The sequence below is a fragment of the Verrucomicrobium sp. BvORR034 genome (assembly GCF_000739635.1).
Classification (GTDB): Bacteria; Verrucomicrobiota; Verrucomicrobiia; order Verrucomicrobiales; family Verrucomicrobiaceae; genus Verrucomicrobium.
This window is the reverse complement of sequence record NZ_BATQ01000120.1, coordinates 21230-40802: the sequence shown is the minus strand read 5'-3', so window position 1 is coordinate 40802 and position 19573 is coordinate 21230. Positions and strand designations below refer to the sequence as shown.

Here is a 19573-nt window from a genome sequence, read left to right as displayed (position 1 = left end):
ATCTTGGAGACAGGGCGGCACAATCGCCTTAAGGCCGCGCCCATCCCTGACTGAGGCAACCGAGGCGGTCGCCACTTTCATCAACGAACGCGGACGCTATCCGATCAAGTACACCTTAATCGTCCAAGCCCTTTCCAGCCAGAATCTGGGGTTCGCATTTTTCAATCCTCGACTCTCTCGTTTTGGATTGTTTGGCACTGGAGAAGTGCAGCAAGTAGGCGCGTTGCCGTCCAGGAGTGAGGGCCTTGAAGGCAGCTTTCAGCTTCGGGTTCTTGTCCAGCTTGTGTTGGAACTCTTCCGGCACCTTGTGCTCGGAGATGTCCTTGTACGGCACTTCCAGTCCGGCCTTCTCCACCTCCATCGCCTCCCGGATGTAGGTCTTCAGAATGGTCTGGTTGTTGACGATGTCGGTGCTCTTGGTGAACCGGGCCTGACGTGCTGCCTGCGTGTTCTCCGTGGGGCGTACGAGGATCTCCTTGGCATCCTGGAGCAGGGCGCCTTTGCAAAAGAGCACGGCGCAGTATTCCTTGAAGCCCAAGAGAATCACCACGTTGCTGCCCTCAAAGGTGTAGCAGGGTTTGCCCCATTTCAGTTCCTCCGTCAGTCCACAGGAGAGGGCGAGGGCTCGCAACTTCGTCAGTTCATCCTGCCATTTCTTGGCCCTGCTCAGGAAGTCGTCGACTTTGGGATTCATGCGGCGGAAGTGTGAGGAAAATGAATGCGAGCGATTGTAGGGAAATAGTCTCTCCGCTGCAACTGCCTCGTCGTTGGGAAAGCTTGTTTGCCAAACACAACAATGCCTCTTCCACCCTGTCTGCGCGATGATCAGGAATCCTCGTCTGTATGCTCCAGACCACCCGTCCAGGAGGGAGGATCGCTGGCCGGAAAGGACTCATCAATCGCTTCATCCACCCTCTCGTCGTCAGTAGGATGAGTGGGATGAGGGAGGGATGGAGGCTCGCTTTCGGGGTCGGGCTGCTGTTGCGGTGTGGAGGGGACGCTCATCGCGGTAGTGGCTGAGGCTATTTTTTGCTCCAGAGTGCGTTCAGATTTTCAACCGTGCGATCCACCAGCACCTGGCCGCCTTCCGGGCCCACGCGGCTACTCTGGATGATGGCGCTGTAGCTGCCGCCTGCCACCGCTCTCGGTGTGGGGAGATAACCGCCGGAACCGGTCAGTTGAATCAGAAAAGTCTGCACCGCCGGGCTGCGGGCCTTCATCTGCACCCCGTAGTCCGTGTACAACTCGAACTCGTTGGTGGCAATGGCGACATCGCCGAGGCGAAGGACGTGGAGTTCCATCTCAAAAGTGCCCGACGTGCCTGCCTTCTCTGTTTCGTAGCGATCAACGACGCTTTTGTTCCAGAGGTGCTTCCATTGCTCCCCGGGGACATCCTTGTACTTCTCCACCTCCTTCTGGGCATTGGTCAGTTCCGTCTCCGTGACGACACGCCAGGGCAGATTGATCTTTTCCACCCGGTGATCCAGCAGGGCTCCGGTGACGGGCTCCAGCTTCGCGCCCTCGTACGCCTCCTCCCAACCACGGACCACCCGCCGGGCCACTTCTTCCAGCCGGGTGAGGCCACGCAGCCGGCGCATGCGTTCATCAGCCGCCTTGTCATACATGGGGCGGGGCACCTGATCTCCACCCGCCCCGGTCCAGGCCAGGATGTGCAGGTCCTTGCCGTGACGTTCGCGTAGTTGACGGCGCACCGGGTCCCAGAAATCCGCATGTACAACCTTCAGACCTTCCACCTCCTGCGATGGACAGGGGACATTCACTGCTGTGGCGACAAGCTGGTCCTTCAAGTCCCAGAAGAAGAGCACATTCAGATTGTGGTCCTCATATCCTTCAATGCCGCGGAACTCCGGCACGTTCGTGGCTCCGTACATTTTGGCACTGCCGTCCGCGTAGGTCGCTCGCCGGTTTTGGGCGATGACGGCCTGCCCTTGGCCCCAGCCTGCCTTGCCAGGCTTCCGTTGTGTCCAGCTCAGTGAGGCAGCCTCCACGATACGATCAGTCATGAAGTCCGTGTACTCCTCGGGTTTCATCACATCGCTCCTCAGCAGCCGATAGTGCTCGCCCTTCATCGTCACGGGCGCAGTGTGCGTATGGGTGGCGTTCAGAAACAGCTTGTTGAGGTCGAATCCGGGGAGCTTGTCCTTCGCCTTCTCACGCACCTTTTCAATGACCCCCTCACGTATGGCCACGATGTCGCAGGAGACCATGATCGCCTGATCCAGCACCCGGTCACTGTCACGTGATTCCAGGGCCAGCGCCGTGACCACGATCGGCGTGGCCGCGCTTTCCGAGATGCGCACATGCATCTGGCCGTCCAGAGGCACAGGCCGGGCAGGGGTGATATCGAGAGTCGCCGCGCCCACATGTAGATCAGACGCGGACAGAAGGGGCGCGCCTGCCAGCAGCATGATGGCAAGACCCAAATCTCTGAAAGAATGCCGGAGGCGAATGTTCATGAGTTCGAGGAAGAAGTGGTTCAGACAGACAGGGCGTGCCGCGGAGGCGCCGTCACACACCTATGGTTTGACACGGGATGTGGCGCCCGCCGCCTCCAGCAGGTCGCTTGGGATGTCTGTGCAGAGGATGTTGGCTCCAAGCATCACGGCGAGGTCTGCGTCTTCCTTGGACCTGATGGGCCAGAGGGAGAGCTGGAGGCCGGCTTTTTTCACCTCGTGTGCATACTGGCGGCTCGTGTGGTCCAATGACACAGACAGTCTGCCACAGCCGAGCTTGATCGCATCCTGGATGAATTCGGGAGTGGGAGGCGTGCCCGTCAGCAGTCCGGTAGGGGATTCGGGCAATAAGCGTTTCATCAGCGCCAGCACCCGGCGGTCAAAAGACGTGAACCAGAAGGTTCCTTTGGGCAGGTCTTTCACTGCCGCGGCCACCAGGCGGCCATAGGTCTCCAGCCGATCTTCGTTGTAGGCTTGTGTATCTGAGGTCTTCAGTTCCAGAAGCAGCGTGACATCGGGTTTGTCCTTGAAATATGCCACGAAGTCCGCCATGGCCGGAACAGGAACGCCGTGATCCTTGGTGCGGAGTTGCTGTACTTCGACAAGAGTCAGCGTTTCAATTTTCCCTGTACCTTTGGTCGTTCGGGAGGCGTCCGTATCATGCATGAGCACCAGGTGATCGTCCTTCGTGAGACGGATATCGACCTCAAAACCCCGGAGCCCGCGTCCGTAGCTCTGCCTGCAGCCCTCGATCGTGTTTTCATCGAACTCGTGACCTGCCCCACGGTGGGCGATCAGGCGCACCCCCTGGTAGTCTGCCGCCGGAGCAGCTCCGGACAGGGCCAGAGTGATGACGAGTGAAAGAAAGCCAAAAATGCGCGATGGGAGCATGAACGTGGAGAATGAAGTGAGCATTCATACGCTGTGCATAAGACAGATGTTTCGCCTAGCCTCCTGCATGACGGGTGCGGTTCGTGCCCAACAACTCTGCCGATGAGCAAGGAGAGACAGCCGCGCACCGGGGGTGGCATCGATTCTGAGCTGGAGGATGGGGTCTGAGAGACTCCGCACAACCATGCAGACCGTCCGTTTTAGCAAGGTAGTGAAGGATTCCGGCAGTCCGGAAATCTACCTGATGTGGAAGGAACCCGCCAAGGACACTGCACTGCGCAAGCTCGTAGCCCAGCGTCGTGTGATGACACTTGCTCAGCCGCGGACGGGCACCAAAAAGGATTGGGGGGAGGTCGGCTTGGGCGAGGACCTGGGTGGGCAGATTCTGGTCTTTCCCAAGAGTCTGGGAAAGATCGATGGCAAACGGGTGGTGGGCATCGACTACCACCTGCTGAAGACGCCGCCTGAGGCCTCAGGCCGCCCTGCCAAAAAGCCCACCACTGCCCGTCAAAAACCTGCCGCATCCACCCGTGGCAAAGTGGAGCGTCGGCAAGCGGAGAACGTCAATAAAGAGAGCAGGGAGGAGCCTGCAGACAACATCATCCAGCTCCCGCCTCAGAAGGCAGAAGCTCCTTCCCAGCCTAAGAGAGACGTCAAAAAGGCTGCGTCTCGATTCAAGAAGGCTAAGGCGGAAGCCTCCGCGAAGTCGAATGCACTGGTTCGAAAAAAGGCGAAGTCGGCACTGGCGGCATGGAAAAATGGCAATCAGCTGCCAGCGTATGAACTGATCGAGAGTTTGGCGGGAGGGAGGTGACACCGGCTTCAGGCCGGTGCGTGCACCCGTAGTCCCACTAGAGATGGTGCCTGAAACAGCTCTTCCGTCACTTCCGGTTGGGAGAGGTCCCACGTTGCTGGACGGTTTCGCTCTTCACCAGATCGCTGGCCCATGCCCTGGTCAAAGAAGGTATCCGTGCAATTCTTTAAGGAGCTCCAGGGCCGATCCGGGGGGAGGTGACGCGCCAACGCAGAATCCTGCATCAGGGGTTGCGATACAGAAGACCGCTAGGGTGTTTCATCGCGAATGATAGCGACGCCGTGGGCCCTCGTGACCGCATGGCACAACCCTTTTACACCTCTCTCCATGTCTCACCTCATCTTCATCAGTCGCAACTTCACAGAACTGGGTGGCTTCCGATCCGCCGAAATCATTGACTTCCACAAAAGAAACATCCTGACAGAAAACGACTTTGTACGTTTGGACGGCGGCGAAACCTGGATTCCGTTGCATGCATGGATTTCAGGGGCCCAAGATGCCGTGCCCATCAAGGAACTTTCGGGCGGCAATGACAGGGTGACTGCCAAGCGCAACGCCAGCAGCAAGGGGAATGGGGCTGCGCCAAAGAAAGCCAGGGTGGACTAGCCGCCACCGTGGTGCAGCTTGAGCCTGACTCTGTCGCCCTCTTATTCCGGCATGCCGCTCAGGGATGACGGAGCAAGTGCCCTTCCTGAAGGCACGTAGGGCCGGGTGGCGTTCTGGCTAGTCGCAAGGGAGAGAGGGTCGTCAGCGAATCCTGGCCCCCGCTGGATAGGACCTGTCAACTAGCGCTGATTGTGTGATCCTGTAGTGCGTCCCAGAAGTCATTCTCATGCACGATCACCACAGCGTGTCCGTCGGCCCGCAATTTCATAGCCTGCTCAACTTTGCGACCGTAGCAGGCATACGCCCATGCTGGATTGCCATTGGCCCCGACAACAAGGTAGTGGACCACTGGAGTGACATTGCGTGAGAACCGACCGCCCAATGACTCAACGTGGGATGCCATCTGGGACCGGCTGGCCTTTACCGAGGCGCCGGTGAATGAATAGATGCGATCTGCGAACGCGAGTTCTGGACACACGGCGCAAATGCCAGACAGTTTCCGAGAGCCTGTCACACCTGATCGCCGGTCTAACATCCTTCGAGAAAGCGAATAGGAGACGAAATCCTCGAAAAACACCTTCAGCATTTCGCGTTCCATCGAGTCAATCTGGCCATCCCGGAGTACCTGGGTGAGCAAGGCGTCGATCTCGTCAAATGGATAGCAGCCCTTCAGGTGACCATGATCGTCTGCCCATTGACTTAGCTGACGTATTTCCTCATCCCGCACCTCGCCGTCCGCCAGGATGCCGTGAAGGATGCCCTGGAGACGCTGGATGTCGGAAGTGATCTCGTCGTAGTATTCGCTCCCGCCCTGGAGATTCTGACAGAGCCAGAGCAGATCAGCCTGTTCCTCGGTATCGATGACGCCATCTGCAAGTGCTGCATCGATGGTGGGGATCAGTTCTGTAAAGGGGTGGTTCCCGATGAGCTTCCGATGGTCATTTACCCAAGCTTTCAGTTCTTCGAGCTCTTTCGGATTGATGGTCCCATCAATCGCAATCCCTGTTAGAATGCCTTCAAGCGTGTGAACGGCGCGATCAAGGCGTTGCCTCCGAGTAAAACCAAGGTCGGTGAGGAGAATTTCGTAGTCCATGGTGGTGTGGAGCAGGGGTAGAAGTCAGAGGAGGACTGGGTTGTCTCCATGTTGTAGCCGAAAATGTGATTCGGAGGCAACATTTTTTGAGCTATACATGTTCAATGCGTCGCGCCGGGCTACTGCCCAGAGACATCGGAACTGTATGTCCTTGGAAATCGTTCGCGAACAACGGCTCCCGTAGCTTGAGCGTGCTACTCGGTGGATGCCCTCGGTTTCACCCATGGGGAATGAAAAGGGGCAGCGCCCCTGCACCATCGGTCGACACGACCCACCAACCGGCCGACCAAGGGGCGGTTGGTACGGCTGAACTCATAGCCCGGTCCAGCAGGGGGCGCTGCGCTGGCTGATGAAAGAGCAAAGTGGCATCCTGGTGGCATTGTCACCAGTATCACCAGCCCAAGTTCCAGCACGACGCAGAAAATGACGGCGAAGATCATTCTCACAACACGACACAGTGGGAGAAAACTGGGGCCGCTGCAAAGTATATTTTGGCATATCAATATGCTGATGAAAGCCGGTTGGTTTGAGAGGATAATGCCAAACTCGGGTGCGGTGGCACTGGCGCAGGTCGGACATTTCAGGTGAAAAACTTCTCATGGCGCTTTTTCCATTCGAATCCAGAAGGCGAAAATGCTTGGCGCGCAATTCTTGAGAAAACTATCGGAATATAGTATCGCAGATGATTCATCAGAGTTGACGTGGCGGATTCGTCACGGGTGGCTTTTTGACTTCAGATCCTTGGAAATAGAGGGTCTGGCATGTCCTCAGCAAGGTGCCGCGGTATTCTCTTGGGATTCACGCCCGCCTATCGGGCGAAGATTGATCAACTGCTGGCCAAGCCCAATGGCATCGTTCTCGTCACCGGCCTCACCGGCAGTGGCGAGAGCACCACGCTCTACACCTTTCTCTCTGCGCTGAACAGTATTCACCGCCGCATCGTGACCATTGAAGATCCTGTGGAGCACAAGCCCCGGGAGTGGTGCAGATCGCGGTGAAGCCTGAGATCAACCTGACCTTTGCTGCCGGTCTCCGCAGCATCCTGCGCGGTGATCACAATGTGGTGATGATCGGTGAAATCCGCGATCTAGAGACAGCTGAGATCGCCGTGCGTGCCTCGCTCACCGGTCACTTGGTGTTCTCCACCCTTCACACGAATGACTCCATAGGTGGCATCACTCGTCTGGTGGAGATGGGAGTGGAGTCTTTCTTAGTGGCGACCTCCGTGCGTGCCTTCCTCGCACAACGGCTGATGAGATCCTTGTGCCCGCACTGTGGGGTGCCGGTGGAGTACAGTGAGGAAAAGCTGCGTGCCTGCGGCTTTGCCGAGGGCCAGGGGCAGACGTTCTACGGTGCGAATCCAGGGGGCTGCCATGCCTGCCGCAGCACCGGCTATCACGGGCGGTTGGCGATCTATGAAATAGCTCTGCTCACCCCCGCGATCCAGGATCTGGTGGCAAGCCGGGCCAGTGCCAATGAACTGCTGCGCCAGGCGAGGGAGGAAGGATTTCTGTCTCTGAGGGAGTACGGCTGGCTGAAGGTGCTAGCTGGCCACACCACGGTGGAGGAGGTGATGGCCTCGCGTGATCACGCGGCAACTGAAGATCCGCCACCGGCGTGAAGGACTTCAGATTAAACAACAAAATCCGGCTGCCTAGAGTCTTGCAGCCACCTCAGGGAGGACCGCAACGTAGACAAACTGTGTTTGTACTTTAAACTGCTTCCCTAAGCCGACCCAAGTCGGTACTCCAACCATGGTGGGAACCCTCACAGGGAGTTTGGAACCTCACCTCCAGAGACAGGCTGTGAGCAGCGCAATCCACCATTCGAACTCCAAAAAAACATGCGCAGCAGGGTTGGAGTACCGCCTTTAGGCGGAATCAGTCTCCGGAGTCGAGCCTCCCCTCCAATGCGTGACTTGAAGGCGCTATCCCGATCTCTCAGACGAGGCAACCCAGCGTAGCGAAACTAAGGTTCATACAACGAATATCCTGGGGCAGGCTGAAGCCTGTGGTGCCCAGCCCTATTTCACGGAACCAAAGAGCGCTCACCTTGTTCACCAAAGTGAGCGCCCTTCAAGTGCATCGAACGGCTCTTACCTATCACGGGGCGACTTCGAAGACGCCGATGCCGCCACCGTTGAGTTCATAACCGCCGATGAGCAGCGCTTTGCCGGTGGGATTCTTGTCACCGGGGATGAAAACCAGACACTCGGGTGCGACCAGTTTTTGGGCAATGGTGTTGGCGTAGGCCGTGAAGATGGGCTGGCTGGGTGACGTGATGTCGTACATCACGATGCCATTCTGCCGTTCCATGCCCAGAGGCGTTGGCCCAGTCTGCCGATCGTGAGCGCTTCCGGCTCGGGGCTCTTTTTGGCAGAGCGTTTGTCAAACTTTCCGGGATTGCCTTCCTCAATGTTGTGAAGGGTTTTGTCTTGCTCAAGCAGCACCGTTTCGAGCGAGCCGGTGTCAGCGACGAGCTTGCCGGTTGCTGCATCCCACACGGAAAGCGAGCGGGTGCCGAACATCGTCGGGACGTCGATGTCTCCGTCCTGATCGGTATCGCCGTCCAGTTTGGAGATCTCAAGGCTGCCGATCTCATTGAGAGGGAGGCTGGCCGCTACTTCTGGGGCGAGCTTTGCCGCGGCCAGGGCGATCCGGTCAAAGTCGTCGGGCCGGGCATCGCCTTCGTTGGCGGTTGCGATGAGGACTTTTCCGTCCTGGTGGAACACCGCCAGCGTGTCCGGCATGGGCATGCCAGAGATCTTGTAGCGGATCTCCGCCTTCTTGTCCTGGCTGTTGGCGTCCACCGTCTGGGCGATGGTCCCGAGCGAATGCACGGCGATCCAGCGCTTCGCCCTGAGATCAAACACCGCGATGGCGTTGTTTTCCTGAAGCGTGACATAGGCTCTCCCATCCAGCCCGACCACATACTCGGGTTCCACCGCTTCGTATCGGGGGACACCGGGCTCGTTGACGCGAATCTTGGCCAAGTCCTGATCCTTGAAATCGTAGGTCTGTACCGTCAATCCCTTGACGCCTTCTGCCGAGGCTTCTTTCACTCCAGAAATGTCCACCAAGGAAAGGGAGCCGGGAGCGGAAGAGTCCTTCACATACTCGCCTTCATTGGCCACGAGGAGATGTTGTCCGTCCTCAGAGAAACGAACGCAGTCGGGGTGGGAGCCGACATCGAGCGTCTCCCCCAGCAGGGTCCCGCTTCGGTAGTCGAAGAGCACCAGCTTCCCCTGCACCTTGCTGTTCTCAGTGGGCACCGCCACCACCGCACCCAGGCCGCGGCCTAGAGGATCCAGGGCAACGCTGCTGAGGGTGAGGATTTTGCCGTCAAACAACTTGCCCAGATCGAGGACGTGCTCTTCCGCAAGGACGCCGTTGCCGTCTAGTTTCAGGATTTGCACACCGTTGCCATCTTTCCCGCCGGAGAACATGGTGGCGAGCCGATGCCCGTCTGGAGTGAAACCGACAATCTCCGCCCCGCCATCCTTGGGTTGGAACTGGCTCAGAAACCTCAGCGAAGCGGCCGGGGAGGTGGTGAGGAGCGACGCTGAGGCTACTGCGGTGAGAAGTGGCGGTAAAATGGTTTTCATGCAGCGCATAGTCGTGTGGCGGTTTGAGCAGTGGGCGAGGCGACGTGCAAAACTTTCGTCACGCAGGGGCGAGGGGGAGGAGGAATGTAAATGTCACATTCCATGAATTGCATCCATATGTGACATTGTGTTACGTTTTCGTAACGACAACCCCGCCAACGAGAACATCTGCCCTTCCCCAATGAAAGTGCCCAAAGCATCCAAAAAAGCTGCCACTCGCAAAAAAGCTGTGGCCGCAGTTCCCTCGGCTCTTTCAGCCGCCCAGCAAAATGCTGAGGAGGCAAGTTCCCTGGTAGTGGCCGCCAAGCAGGCGGTTAAAGCTGCCAGAGCTGCCTTTAAGCAGGCAAAGAAAAAGGCAAAGGAGGCGGGCAAGGAGCTGAAGCAGGTGCAGAAAGCATCAAAATCCGCTGCAAAGTCCCCTCAAGGAAAGTCAGCCAAGAAGACCGTGAAAAAGACTGCCAAGGGCTAAGAGCCTGTTTGGAAAACAGCCGGAGGTGGCGGGTGAAGGGCGGCTTCATCAGGATGACGGCCTGCCCTGTGGCTTGCGGTCCTTTGGAGACCGGACGGCGTTGCTTGTCGGTTGTGAATCTCGATTCACGACCCTCCTCGCGCCTAGTCCAGCCTCAAAAGGTCTCGCGACACTCCTCCAGCATTTTGTCCAAACAGATTCAAAACCATTTTGGCAGCTAAATTGCGTGAACTGTAAAGGTCGCGGTATTCGGAGCCGTGTGTTCGGCGTTGGGTTTTAGGAAATGCCACATGTCGGGTGAGTCCCCAATGCAAACTTCCGGAATGCTGACCTGGAAGCGCTACGCTGCGTCCCGTGTCATGAAAGACAAGGCAAAAATCGCCCACCGTCTGGCAGTACAGCCGTGCGGGTGAGGAGTTTCCTGTAGGAAGCGGCGGACAGAAGGAGGTCGCAGTGCGAATAGGCTTGGTCCCATCCTGCGCTGCATAGGGTGACCTATCTGTGGACTCTTGCTCCTATTTGCCCATTCGGTTCCGTAGGTTGGTTGGCTGTCACTGGAGTTTTGTTCACAGCCCAAGCAATGGCATCCAGCAGCGCCTGACCATCTACGGGTTTGCGGAACAACGCCACCGCGCCGATGCTTTGCGCCCTGTTGCGCAGTTCCTTGGAGTCATGCGCAGTGATGAAGATGATCGGCAACTTCCGGCCAGAGTGGGCCAGTTTGTTGGGTAGTTCCAGACCACTGGCGCGGGGCATCACAATGTCTGAGCCGACGCAGGCATTGGCATCTGTGACCCTGGCATTTAGGAATTCTTCCACGCAACTGAAGGTCTGAGCTTCGATCAAGGCTGATCGCAGCAATCGCGCATAGGCGGTCCGTACTGCGGGATCGTCGTCCACGATGTAAACGTGGATGGGGGGCGGGGACTAACTCGGGGTCAGCTTTACCCTCCAATATTCGCTCCCCGTAGCCTATCGGACCTAGGTCTCACACGTCTGCGATCTGTTTATTCAACATGCCTGCAATGACGCAACGCCATGACCTCCACTTTGCGGGTTGTCAGCTTGTGCCGGCGCTTTCTTGCGGGGAGTCGCTCTCGTGGGCTTCCCGAAGTGCCTGATGAGATTCTCAACGCAATGGTGACGGCACTGTAGAGTCTGCCTTCTTCAACGGGTTTGAATCACCAGACGCAATCGCCTCAGGTGGGGCGCTTGCGATATTTGTGGCCGGTGCGGATGGCATGGGAAGACGCCAAGTTTTTGGGGTGCCACAGTTGACCGAGCGAGAACGTGATGCGGCCCTCGGCTGAGGAGCCGCGAGATTTGGTTGATGGTTGATGGTTGATGGTTGATGAAGCGCAGGTCGGTGTACATGACCCTCAATGCGAGCTGCAATCGGTGAGCCTTCTGTCCTTTTGTGCGCCGTCAGGACGACTTTGTCGCTAACGAAACGCGTGATGCCGGCATCTTTGAGGAGCAGCGAGTATGGAAACTGATGCAATATGCCGCGAGCATTTGCGAAGAAACCCATTCTTCTCTTGGAAGCTTCGAATGCTTGTCAAAACGAGAGGGCCACTGGCGTGATCTGCTGAGAATGAGGTTTCTGCAAGAGGCGGACTTCATCGAAATGTTAAAGTGGTGGCACAGCAAATGTGCCCCAAAAGCGCCATGTAAAAAATTAGAAGAGGCAATATATGAATAAATTAACATAAATATAAAGAAAAATATGCATTGTGCGCATGGAGCCAACCTGAAAGAGTGGCGGTGTTATATAAATATATGGCGAAAATATAATTGGCACAATTGCCACGGTGTCTCGAGCCCTTGCGTCTCGCCATGTCAGCCTACCCAGACAAAATATGAGTCCTAAAAAATGCAAGCGGCTCCTGCTGCACGTTATTTCCGCGTTTCTAGCGTTGATTCTCCACCATGCTATCCATGCGCAATCTGTAGACCTCGGCACAGCTGACAGTTTTGCGGTGCTGGCGGGGTCTGGGATCAGCAATACCGGTCCCACCACCATCGTCGGGGATATCGGAACCCATCCAAACCCCGCGATCACAAACGGTGGCAGCATCACCCTTACAGGAACGAATCATGCCGACGACGCGGTCACGGCGCAGGCCAAAATTGACCTGGTGACTGCGTATAACAATGCCGCTGGTCTGGCCCCTACAGGCACCATCACCGCAGGTACACTCGGTGGGTTGACGCTCGTTGCGGGCGTTTATAACGATGGCGGTTTTTCTCTGGGGCTTACAGGTACGCTCACTCTGGATGCGCAGGGCAATCCTGACGCGGTGTGGGTTTTCCAGACCGGATCCACCCTGATCACAGCTTCCAATAGCTCCGTGGTCATTATCAACGGGGGGCAGGCGTGTCATATTTTCTGGCAGGTGGGCAGCTCGGCCACGCTGGGCACCAACTCCACTTTCCAGGGAAATGTCCTTGCCCTCACCTCCATCACCGCCACGACAGGAGCGTCCGTCACGGGACGGCTCCTGGCGCGAAATGGGGCGGTGACCCTGGACACAAATGAGATCATCAAAGCGATCTGTGCGGAGGTGGTTGATACCACCCCTGATGATGAGGGGGAAGGTGAAGGGGATTCCTCTGGAGGGAGCGATGCAGAAAAGGCTGCTGAACTGCGGAAGACGCTTCTGCTGGCAGCCCAAGTGGTGGACATCGCCTCCCTGCCAGGCCTTACCTCCATCTACACCCAGGGCTTTTCCCAGTTCGACACCGAGGTGTTCAGCGTTCAGCAGCGATTCGCTGACCTTCGTGCCCAATCCTACGCCTGGTCCAACCGGGCTCCCGATGTTTACAGTCCGGAGTCTGTGCCGAGTGAGAAAAATCCGTGGAGCGGAAAAAATCCCACAGGGGGCAAGAACAGCTGGGGCGGCAAAAGAGGTGAAGGCGTGCAACCTAAAGAAGTGCAAGAGGATGAGGACCTGCGTTGGGGCTTCTTCATCGTAGGGACCGGGGACTACCTCACTGCCGGTGGTGCCAACAGCTACGACGGTACAACGGTGGGCACGGCCATGGGTGTGGACTACCGTCTCAGTGAACAGTTCGTCGTAGGCGTCAGTGTGGGCTATTCCCATACAGAAGGCGACCTCACGGGGACGAGCAACGTGGAAGCCGATGGCGGAAAAGCCGCGGTCTATGCCATGTATCACGATGGCGGCTTCTTTACCGAGGCCATAGTGGGTGGCGGCTACAATTCATATGACATTGAGAGAAGCGCATTTCTCGGCACGGCTCGTGGTGAAACGGAGGGGAAACAGTTCGACGCTTATCTGGGGATGGGTTACGACTTCAAACTGGGCGGTTGGACGATCACCCCTATGGCCTCTGTGCTCTACACCCTGGTCAGCATTGATGGCTACGACGAAGTCGGTTCACTCTTGCCCCTCGTCATTGAATCCCAGGACGCAAGCTCGCTGCGCACCCGCATTGGACCTCGGGTCGCCTACACCACCAAGGTGGGTTCTGCCCTTGTGACCCCTTCGGTGGGCATTCAGTGGCAACATGAGTTCCATGATGACAGCCTTCCCTTTCAGGCCCGCTTCGCCAATGACAGCGGCAGCCTCTTCACCGTGTATGGGCCCGAGATGGGACGCGACAGTCTTCTGCTGACAGCAGCGCTCAATGTCTCATGGAAACGCTATGCCGCCTACATTGCCTATCAGGCCAGTCTGGGTCGCGAGAACTACGAAAATCACAGCGGACTGGTCGGACTCCGGGTGAGTTGGTAGCGAGTTATTTGTTCATTTCTATTCACACGTGGTTGGCCCCAAGCAAAGGGCTAACAGCACACAAGTTGGGCGATGCGAACAATTGCATCAGTGTGCTGGGTGGCCATCTTGGCACAAGGGGTGGCTGGCTGTGTGGTCAGCAGGCGCACGCTTCAATGATTGATGGTCGCCGAAAGGGAAGGCGGGAATGCTAGACAATGAGCCTTGGCAGATTAAGCCTGCCCGATGCTGCTGGAGGACTTTCTCTCTGTGTCATTCCAGCCTCTTCCCTCAAGCTGCTAATGTGATCGCAGCGCGACCAGTGCGAATAGGCTTGGTCCCATCCTGCTCTGCATAGGGTCACCTATTTGTGGATTCTTGCTCCTATTTGCCGTTCGGCTCCGTAGGGTGGGTGCCTGTCACTGGGGTTCTGTTCACAGCCCAAGCGATGGCATCCAGCAGCGCCTGACCGTCGACGGGTTTGCGGAACAACGCCACCGCACCGATGCTTTGCGCCCTGTTGCGCAGTTCCTTGGAGTCATGCGCGGTGATAAAGATGATCGGCAACTTCCGGCCAGAGTGGGCCAGTTTGTTGGGTAGTTCCAGACCACTGGTGCCGGGCATCACAATGTCTGAGACGACGCAGGCATTGGCATCAGTAACCCTCGCATTTAGGAATTCTTCCACGCAACTGAAGGTTTGAGCTTCGATCAAGGCTGACCGCAGCAATCGCGCATAGGCGGTCCGTACTGAGGGATCGTCGTCCACGATGTAAACATGGATGGGGGGCGGGGACATGGTTTGGGGTCAGCTTTACACTCCAATATTCGCTCCCCGTAGCCTATCGGACCTAGGTCTTACACGCGCGTTGGAGGGGCCGAATCGCAGCGCAACGGTTGCGTGATCCCGGTTTGTCACCTGTGGCAAGGTGACGCAATGGGCGTCCAGTTAGAGGACGGTTTCCATGGGGCGGACACCCGCCGCCTGAGCCGCACGCACCAGATCCGCCACGGAATACACACCCATTTTCTCCATGACGCGTCCGCGGTGGATCTTGACGGTTTTTTCTGCAGCGCCCAGCACGTCTGCAATCTGTTTGTTCAGCATGCCTGCAATGACGCAGCGCATGACCTCCGTCTCGCGGGTTGTCAGCGTGTGCAGACGCTTTCTTGCGGAGATGCTCTCCTGGGCCTCCCGACGGGCCTGACGGGATTTTTCCAGCGCAATGGTGACGGCACCGTAGAGTCTGTCTTCTTCGACGGGTTTGGTCAGGAAGTCCACGGCTCCGGCCTTCATCGCTGTGGCGCAAGTGGGCACGTCACCATGCCCGGTCAGGAACACAATCTGCATGCTTTGGTCTGCGAGAGTCTGCTGAAGCTCCAAGCCATCGGAACCGGGCATGCAGACATCCAGCACCAGGCAGCAGGCCGCCGGAGGCGGGGTCTGGCGGACCCAGTCAAGATAGGTGGCCGCCGAGGGGAAGCTGGTGGCCTGGATGCGCCACGACCGGATCAGCCGCTCAATGCTTCTCCTCACCGGCCCATCGTCATCCACCACGTACACCATACCATCTTCTGGAGCGGAGGATGTGGGCATGGCTCTTGGTTCCGGTTGCATGCGGAGCTGCGAAAAGTCCGCCATTTTTCTCCATTTCGAAGCTAAGTGTCAAGATGATTTCTAGTTTCTACAGGGAAACGGAATCTCAGGTTGTTTGCATGCTAATGCAAAGCAGTGGGTGGAATAGGACCAAGGTCCGATGGCTTTGTGGGACCGGAGTGGGCATGCTTCGACCTTGATGAGAACCTTGCATTGCTTCCGGCTTGAGATGGTGGTGGCAGGTGGAATGCTTGCCTTGAGCGTTGGCACTGCTTCCACAGTGTCGGGTCAACAGCCTGTTGAAGATGAAGGAGCGGCCGCGTCCTCCACGGAGCAGGGCCAGACTCCTCTTGATGAATCCTTTGACTGGAGGGGACGCGAATGGCGTCTGCAGAAGCGGAAGGGGGCCCTGGAAGACACCGAGTTCAAGCTGCACTCCCGCACCTACTATTTCTACCGGGAGAAGTACGATGGCTCCATCAGCGAAGCCCTGGCGACCGGGGGCTGGGCAGGGGTGAAGACAGGGTACTTCCTCGATCACGTGTCCTTCGGTGTGACCGCTTACACCTCCCAGCATCTGTCGGGGGATGATGACCGGGACGGCTCGCTCATTCTGGCGTCCGGGCAGGAGGGATATACCGTGTTGGGGGAGGCCTATGTAGACCTTCGCCTCGTGGAGAAGTTCCATTTGTACGTGGGTCGCAAGGAGTACGACACCCCGTTCATCAACCGGAACGATTCGCGGATGACGCCCAACACCTTTGAGGCGATCACCCTGCAAGGTACGACAGATCTGGGGAGTGAAGGGGCCACGCTCAAGTACGGACTGGGATATGTGGATGCGATCAAAGACCGCAATTCCGATGACTTTGTCTCCATGGGCAGGGATGCTGGCGCGGATGCGGACCGTGGCGTTTACACCGCGGGGGCTCTCTACAAGAAGGGGGACTTCTCCGTGGGGGCCATTGACTACTACTGCCCCGATGTCATCAACATCGGCTATGCCGAGGCCAAGCTGGAGGTGGCCATCAGCGAGAAGCTGAAACCCAGGTTCGCCGTGCAGTTCATCGACCAGCGCAGTGTGGGGGATGATCTCTTGCTGGAGGACGGTGACTCCAGTCAGCAGTTTGGCATCAAGGCCGAGCTTCCCGTGGGCGGAGCGTTGTTCACTGCGGCCTACACCAACATTTTTGGGGATGGTGCCATTCAATCCCCCTGGAGTGGTTATCCGGGTTACACCGCCGTGCAGGTGGAGGACTATAATCGCGATGGTGAGGACGCCTTGATGTTGAGGGCTGCATATGACATCCCCTGGGTCAAAGGATTGAGTGCCTATGCACTGTGGGTTCATGGGTTGGACCCTGATCCTGCGGGACTCTACGCGAGAGATGAGTACGACTTGAACCTCCAGTGGACCGCTCCCAAGGGGGTGTTGAAGGGGCTGTCTCTGCGCCTGCGCTATGCCGTGGTGGATGAGCGTGGCGGCACGGGGGACGATCTCACGGATCTCCGCGTCATCTGTAACTACACTTACACCTTCTGACCGGGATCTTGTAGGACCAAAGGCCGATAGCATTGCCCGCGTGAATGACTGAGCATGAGGCAGGCATTTCAGATCGCAATTTTCAGCACACGACGGCTATGAAAAAAGTACGAATCCTCTGCACGCCGGCGCACAGTTCCGGCACGATGTTGCTCATAGCGGCCACGGTGGCGGGATGGGCGGCCCTGGCGGTGCCGGCACCAGTGATGGGAAAAGAACCGACGGCCCTGGAGACACAGCTCAAGGCACGAGAAGACCGCGCCGCCCTTCTCAGAGGGGAGCTGAAGGCCTCCGACTCCCGCATCGAAAACACGGTGGATCATATCGTGGAAACGTTGCGCAAGGTGGGGGACTCCAATGACACCAAATCCAAGATGACGAGGATCAAGGTGGAGACCATCGATGCGCTGGGGAAGAACATCACCTACTACCAGCAGCGCCGTGCCCGACTGCAAGAGGAGCTGCGCCGCCCCACGGTGAACCTCACACCGGAGCAGAAGCAGCAGGCCATCGCCAAGTTCGACGCCCGCATCGAGAAGCGGGTGCAGCAGGTCATGAGCCTCACCGCGTCCCTGCCCACGCCCAAAGAATATGAGCGCTACAAGGTCACCGGAGACAGCTGGAACGGCCCCACCTACGCGGAGAACGAGGACTACAAGCAGAACCGGCGGCTCAGCTCGCACACCAACTCGCAGCGGGAAAAGGTGAGCAAAGGGCTGCAGCGCAGCATTGACTCCATCGAGCGGCAAAAGCGCACCATCTCAGACCGCATCGCCGCCTCCGGCTCCGAAGCTGACCGCAATACGCTGATGACGGAACTGGTGCGCTGTGATGAGCTGGTGAAGACACGGAAGGCCCAGCAGCTGGAGGTGGCCTCCGGCTATGAGACAGCGACCCTGTCTGTGGGGGCGAAGGATGCCAAGAGCATGGATGATGCCCTGCGTGCAGCCGTGGTCACACTGCGGCGCGACTTCACCGCCCTTTTCCAGGGGTATTCCGAGTTTGTCATCGAACTCGCCAACATCAATGCCACGAAGGCCGCGATCGCGAAGCAGAAAGCCGGATCCGCCTAGCATGGTGGACTTCCTTTTGGACAGCTCAACCCAACCCCGACTCCCCACCATGAAGCTTCATCATGACCGACATCCCCGAGCGGCGATGTCGGTTCTCCTGCTCTTGATGGCCTTGCCTGCGCAGGCTCATGCCTCCTTGTTCCACGGCGAGACGCTGGATGCTGTGGCGAATGTCATCTCCTGGGTGGCCATCATCCTCGCCCCCATCATCGGCATCGTGGTGTTCTGGCTGGTGCACATTCTTCCGGAGAAGATTGCGGAGAAGAAGAAGCATCCTCAGACCGCTGCCATCCAGTGCCTGTGCCTGCTTTCCCTCGTGTTTGGCGGGCTGCTCTGGCCGCTGGCCTGGCTGTGGGCGTACATGAAACCTGTCCTCTACAAGGCGGCGTACGGCACGGATGTGGACGAGACCATCGGGCATGGCCACGGGAAGAAGTCGGAAACTGAAAAAGGAGGGACTGTCTGATGGAGCTTATCCTTCTCATCATCTACTCGATCATCGTCTGGCTGATCTTCTTCAAGTTCAAGCTGCTGCCCTGGAACATTGTGAGTCAGGTGATCGTGGTCACTCTGCCCATCTTCGCGCTCACAGTGATCATTCTGTTCATGAACATCGTCGCGCCATCGTCGCATGATGTGCGGGCCATGAACTATGTGATCCCTGTGGTGCCGCGGGTGTCCGGTCAGGTCACGGATGTGCCTATTGAGCCCAACCGGCCGATCAAGAAGGGCGATGTGCTTTTCAAGATCGATCCGGTGCCATTCCAGGAGGCGGTGAATGCGGCGGAGGCCAAGCTGGCTGAACTCAAAGTCGGCCTGGTGACGGCGCAGGCCTACCAACGCGGGCTGGATGATGAGTTGAAGAACGCCCAAGCCAGTACAGAGGCGCTCAACGTGAAACTTGAGCTGGCGAAGAAGCGCGTGTCCCAGTTCACCCAACTGGCCACCTCAGGTGCCGGCCGTAGGGCGGAGCAGGAGCAGTCCGAGTCGGATGTGGCGCAGCTGACGAGCCAGATTGCCGGGGCCAAGGCCATGGAGTCCAAGATCAAGCAGAAGATTGATGCTCGCACCGAGGCCGGGGAGATCGACGAGGTGGCCCAGGCCAAGGCGCAGATCGCCAAAGCGGAGGCGGATCTGGTGTCGGCCAAGTATGATCTGGAAGGAACCACTTTCCTCGCACCTGCGAATGGCAGGGTGGCAAACCTCGCGCTCCGTCCCGGAGTGCGGGCCGTGCAGCTGCCCCTCTCACCGGTGATGAGTTTTATAGAGGAGGACGATCCCTGGGTGCTGGCCTTCTACAGCCAGAATGAGCTGCGCTATGTGGAGGAGGGGAACGAGGCCGAGATCTTCCTGAAGACTTATCCGGACCGCATCATCAAGTGCAAGGTGGACTCCATCCTCTGGGCCACAGCCCAGGGGCAGATGCCCATCAGCGGGAATCTGCCCAACACTCTGCCCCATGAAATGCCGGACCAGCGCATCGCCGTGCGGCTGCTGGTAGAGCCGCGGGACAAGGACCTCTTTCTCGCTGCAGGTGCCCGCGGCGGCGGTGCCATCTATACGGAGAAGGGCAAGTTTCTCCACATCATTCGAAAGGTCTTCGTCCGTGTGTCCACGAAGGTCGACTGGTTCGTTTTCAAGCTTCACTGAGACTGCGCTGTCCCTCCCTGCTT

The 19573-nt window shown here is 57.9% G+C and carries 20 protein-coding genes; 10 read left to right on the top strand and 10 right to left on the bottom strand.

The genetic code is table 11. The features are described from left to right. Nucleotides 1-115: 115 nt before the first annotated feature. The 4 genes from BV034_RS20015 to BV034_RS20005 form a co-directional block, all read right to left on the bottom strand. On the bottom strand, nt 116-694 hold the full coding sequence (locus tag BV034_RS20015) for a YdeI/OmpD-associated family protein (RefSeq protein ID WP_050028758.1): 579 nt from the start codon (nt 692-694) through the stop codon (nt 116-118). Nucleotides 695-825: 131 nt separating this feature from the next. Continuing rightward, nucleotides 826-1005: a hypothetical protein gene (locus tag BV034_RS36255; RefSeq protein ID WP_265593225.1), complete on the bottom strand. Its 180-nt coding sequence runs from the start codon at nt 1003-1005 to the stop codon at nt 826-828. 17 nt (nt 1006-1022) lie between these two features. Next, on the bottom strand, nt 1023-2477 hold the full coding sequence (locus BV034_RS20010) for a hypothetical protein (protein ID WP_050028757.1): 1455 nt from the start codon (nt 2475-2477) through the stop codon (nt 1023-1025). Between the two features lie 60 nt (nt 2478-2537). Continuing rightward, entirely contained in the window at nt 2538-3365 is an 828-nt protein-coding gene (locus tag BV034_RS20005; protein ID WP_265593224.1) for a glycerophosphodiester phosphodiesterase, read from the bottom strand. Nucleotides 3366-3549: 184 nt separating this feature from the next. Between BV034_RS20005 and BV034_RS20000 the strand changes: the two genes are divergently transcribed. Both BV034_RS20000 and BV034_RS19995 read left to right on the top strand, forming a co-directional pair. Then, on the top strand, nt 3550-4179 hold the full coding sequence (locus BV034_RS20000) for a hypothetical protein (protein ID WP_050028755.1): 630 nt from the start codon (nt 3550-3552) through the stop codon (nt 4177-4179). Nucleotides 4180-4506: 327 nt separating this feature from the next. Further along, complete coding sequence (locus BV034_RS19995) at nt 4507-4785, top strand: DUF4339 domain-containing protein (RefSeq protein ID WP_050028754.1); 279 nt, start codon at nt 4507-4509, stop codon at nt 4783-4785. 175 nt (nt 4786-4960) lie between these two features. Here BV034_RS19995 and BV034_RS19990 read toward each other — a convergent pair whose 3' ends face one another. Further along, entirely contained in the window at nt 4961-5878 is a 918-nt protein-coding gene (locus BV034_RS19990) for a BRCT domain-containing protein (RefSeq protein ID WP_050028753.1), read from the bottom strand. Nucleotides 5879-6639: 761 nt separating this feature from the next. Here BV034_RS19990 and BV034_RS36250 point away from each other — a divergent pair. Then, entirely contained in the window at nt 6640-6876 is a 237-nt protein-coding gene (locus BV034_RS36250) for an ATPase, T2SS/T4P/T4SS family (protein ID WP_265593223.1), read from the top strand. Then, entirely contained in the window at nt 6873-7499 is a 627-nt protein-coding gene (locus BV034_RS19985) for an ATPase, T2SS/T4P/T4SS family (RefSeq protein WP_265593222.1), read from the top strand. The genes BV034_RS36250 and BV034_RS19985 overlap by 4 nt, the downstream gene beginning before the upstream one ends. A gap of 481 nt (nt 7500-7980) precedes the next feature. On the opposite strand, the gene BV034_RS19980 is transcribed toward BV034_RS19985, so the two are convergent. Continuing rightward, nucleotides 7981-8193, bottom strand: a complete 213-nt coding sequence (locus BV034_RS19980; protein ID WP_050028752.1) for a hypothetical protein — start codon at nt 8191-8193, stop codon at nt 7981-7983. Next, nucleotides 8169-9482: a hypothetical protein gene (locus BV034_RS19975; protein WP_265593221.1), complete on the bottom strand. Its 1314-nt coding sequence runs from the start codon at nt 9480-9482 to the stop codon at nt 8169-8171. The genes BV034_RS19980 and BV034_RS19975 overlap by 25 nt, the downstream gene beginning before the upstream one ends. A 295-nt stretch (nt 9483-9777) precedes the next feature. On the opposite strand from BV034_RS19975, the gene BV034_RS36245 reads away from it, so the two are divergent. Then, a complete protein-coding gene (locus BV034_RS36245; RefSeq protein ID WP_265593220.1) occupies nt 9778-9951 on the top strand; it encodes a hypothetical protein in 174 nt (57 codons plus the stop codon). A 495-nt stretch (nt 9952-10446) separates the two neighbouring features. Here the strand turns inward: BV034_RS36245 and BV034_RS19965 are convergent, their stop codons facing one another. Next, nucleotides 10447-10851 carry a response regulator gene (locus BV034_RS19965; protein WP_265593219.1) on the bottom strand — a complete coding sequence of 135 codons (405 nt, stop codon included), beginning with the start codon at nt 10849-10851 and terminating at the stop codon, nt 10447-10449. Nucleotides 10852-11810: 959 nt separating this feature from the next. On the opposite strand from BV034_RS19965, the gene BV034_RS19960 reads away from it, so the two are divergent. Further along, the gene (locus tag BV034_RS19960) at nt 11811-13709 is read left to right on the top strand and encodes an ice-binding family protein (protein WP_081887966.1); all 1899 of its coding nucleotides are present in this window, start codon (nt 11811-11813) and stop codon (nt 13707-13709) included. A gap of 363 nt (nt 13710-14072) precedes the next feature. On the opposite strand, the gene BV034_RS19955 is transcribed toward BV034_RS19960, so the two are convergent. Together BV034_RS19955 and BV034_RS19950 are read right to left on the bottom strand one after the other, a co-directional pair. Continuing rightward, nucleotides 14073-14486 (bottom strand): response regulator, encoded by a 414-nt coding sequence (locus BV034_RS19955; RefSeq protein ID WP_050028747.1) that lies wholly within the window; start codon nt 14484-14486, stop codon nt 14073-14075. 150 nt (nt 14487-14636) lie between these two features. After that, complete coding sequence (locus BV034_RS19950; protein WP_050028768.1) at nt 14637-15284, bottom strand: response regulator; 648 nt, start codon at nt 15282-15284, stop codon at nt 14637-14639. Between the two features lie 199 nt (nt 15285-15483). Between BV034_RS19950 and BV034_RS19945 the strand changes: the two genes are divergently transcribed. The 4 genes from BV034_RS19945 (at nt 15484) to BV034_RS19930 (ending at nt 19550) form a co-directional block, all read left to right on the top strand. Further along, nucleotides 15484-16827 (top strand): OprD family outer membrane porin, encoded by a 1344-nt coding sequence (locus BV034_RS19945; RefSeq protein ID WP_265593218.1) that lies wholly within the window; start codon nt 15484-15486, stop codon nt 16825-16827. A gap of 98 nt (nt 16828-16925) precedes the next feature. Further along, nucleotides 16926-17900 carry a hypothetical protein gene (locus BV034_RS19940; protein WP_265593217.1) on the top strand — a complete coding sequence of 325 codons (975 nt, stop codon included), beginning with the start codon at nt 16926-16928 and terminating at the stop codon, nt 17898-17900. A gap of 49 nt (nt 17901-17949) precedes the next feature. Beyond that, nucleotides 17950-18366: a DUF3302 domain-containing protein gene (locus BV034_RS19935; protein ID WP_050028767.1), complete on the top strand. Its 417-nt coding sequence runs from the start codon at nt 17950-17952 to the stop codon at nt 18364-18366. Beyond that, on the top strand, nt 18366-19550 hold the full coding sequence (locus BV034_RS19930) for a biotin/lipoyl-binding protein (RefSeq protein ID WP_050028744.1): 1185 nt from the start codon (nt 18366-18368) through the stop codon (nt 19548-19550). Before BV034_RS19935 ends, BV034_RS19930 begins: the two co-directional genes overlap by 1 nt. Nucleotides 19551-19573: the final 23 nt, after the last annotated feature.